Below are 2,166 nucleotides of genomic sequence, written 5' to 3'. Positions count from 1 at the left end.
CTCAAGGGCGCCGAGCGGCCGGTCCAGGACGAGCGCGCGCGTGCCGAGGTCCTCGCCGCGCTCGAGGCCGTCGATCTCGTCGTCATCTTCGAGGAGGACACGCCGATCGACTTGATCACCCGGATCAAGCCTGGCGTGCTGGTGAAGGGCGGCGACTACACCCGCGAGCAGGTGGTCGGCTACGAGGTCGTCGAGGAAGCCGGCGGAATGGTCGTGCTGGTCGACATCCTCCAGGGCTTCAGCACGACGGCGCTCGTGCATCGCGCACGGGGAGGCGACAAGTGACCGCGCTCGCACGCGAGACGACCGGCGAAATGTTGCTTCGCCGTCTGCGCAGTCCGGCCGCCTGGCGCGAGACCGTCGATATATTCGCGGTCCTGACCGCGGCATCGCTACCCTGGTCGACCTCGCTCACGGGAATCTTCAATGCGCTGATGCTGCTCTGCATGGTGCCGTTCCTCGACGTCCGCGCGTTCCTGCAATCGCTGAAGCGTCCGATTTGCATTGCGCCGATCGCGCTGGTCCTGCTCGCGCTGGTGGGGACACTCTGGTCGGACGCGACCTGGGGCGCGCGCTTCTACGCGGTCAATCCCACCATGAAGCTGCTCGTGCTGCCGGTCCTGCTCTATCATTTCGAGCGATCGCAGCGCGGCCACTGGATATTCATCGCCTTCCTGGTGTCCTGCGCCTTGATGTCGGTGATGTCCTGGCTGGTCGCCTTCTACCCGAACCTAGCGCTCAAGACCGATCCGCCCGAACGCGGCATCTTCGTCAAGAACTACATCAACCAGAGTCAGGAATTCGCGCTTTGCGCCGTTGCGCTCGCCTATCCGATCGTGACGCTGCTGCGCGAGAAGCGATATTGGTTCGCCGGGCTGCTCACGGCGCTGGCGCTGAGCTTCTTCGTCAATATGACCTTCGTGGTGGTGTCACGCACCGCGCTCGTCACCGTTCCGATCATGTTCGGTGTGTTCGCGCTGCTTCACCTCAAATGGCGCAGCATTGCGCTCATCTCTGCCGCTTTGCTCGTCGGCGCCGTTCTCGCCTGGCAGGCCTCGCCGCATTTGCGCCACACCGCCGAGAGGTTTTCCGACGACTACACGCGCTATGTCGAGAGGGGCGAGCCGACCTCGCTCGGCCTGCGGCTCGAGTTCTGGCGGAAGTCGCTCGGCTTCTTCGCAGAGGCGCCGATCATAGGGCATGGCACCGGCTCGACGCGCGGATTGTTCGAACGCGTCGCGACGCCCAGCGGTCTGTACCAGGCTTCTGCCGAGGTGATAGGCAACCCGCATAACCAGACCCTCAACGTTGCCGTGCAGTGGGGCGTGATCGGCATCGCGGTTCTCTACGCGATCTGGATCCTGCATCTGCTGCTGTTCCGCGGCGACGGGCTTGTCAACTGGATCGGGCTTCTGGTGGTGGTGCAGAACGTCTTCACCTCGCTGTTCAACTCCCATCTGTTCGACTTCCACGAGGGCTGGATGTACGTCATCGGCGTCGGCGTCGCCGGCGGCATGGTGATCCGGGCACAACAGCGCGAGGCGAAGATGGGGGAAGCCGGTTCCTGAGCGGCCGCGCGGCTGGCAAGTCTGGTCCAGATGGGCTATCAGCGCGGTCAGGTTGCATTTAACTGGGTTTTCATCGGTCGGCGGATGACGCGTCTTTCGCATCTCACCTTGCGCAATTTCCTGATCGCGCTCCACGACCTGCTGGCGACCGCGGCAGCGCTTTTTGCCGCCTTTTATCTGCGATTCGAGGGTGGTGACGGCTTCTTCGACCGCTTGCCGTTGCTGTTCCAGATCCTGCCCTACTTCCTCGCCTTCAGCGTGGTCGTGTTCTTCATCTTCAATCTGACCACGACGAAATGGCGCTTCATCTCGCTGCCTGACGCGCTGAACATCATCCGCGTCGCGACCGTGCTGACGGTCGCCCTGCTCGTGCTCGACTACATCTTCGTCGCCCCCAACGTCCGCGGCGCCTTCTTCCTCGGCAAGGTGACGATCGTCCTCTACTGGTTCCTCGAGATATCCTTCCTCAGCGCGCTGCGCATGGCCTACCGCTACTTCCGCTATACGCGGGTGCGGCGTCACGCCAGAGGCGGGGAGGCCGCGCCGACGCTGTTGATCGGCCGCGCCGCGGATGCCGAGGTGCTCCTGCGCGGCATCG

1 protein-coding gene and 2 pseudogenes are annotated in these 2,166 nt (G+C 63.9%); all 3 read left to right on the top strand.

Annotation, left to right across the window (positions count from 1 at the left end; translation table 11 throughout):
- Window positions 1–285: pseudogene (locus MOV74_RS36625) on the top strand (bifunctional heptose 7-phosphate kinase/heptose 1-phosphate adenyltransferase); the annotation flags it as partial.
- Complete coding sequence (locus MOV74_RS36620; RefSeq protein ID WP_246932193.1) at window positions 282–1,568, top strand: O-antigen ligase; 1,287 nt, start codon at window positions 282–284, stop codon at window positions 1,566–1,568. The pseudogene MOV74_RS36625 and the gene MOV74_RS36620, both read left to right, overlap by 4 nt.
- 84 nt (window positions 1,569–1,652) lie before the next feature.
- Window positions 1,653–2,166, top strand: a pseudogene (locus MOV74_RS36615) (capsular biosynthesis protein); the annotation flags it as partial.

It is taken from the genome of Bradyrhizobium sp. SHOUNA76 (assembly GCF_023006445.1).
GTDB lineage: Bacteria > Pseudomonadota > Alphaproteobacteria > Rhizobiales > Xanthobacteraceae > Bradyrhizobium.
Note: the sequence above shows the minus strand (reverse complement) of the source record. Positions and strands in the feature narration are given on the sequence as shown.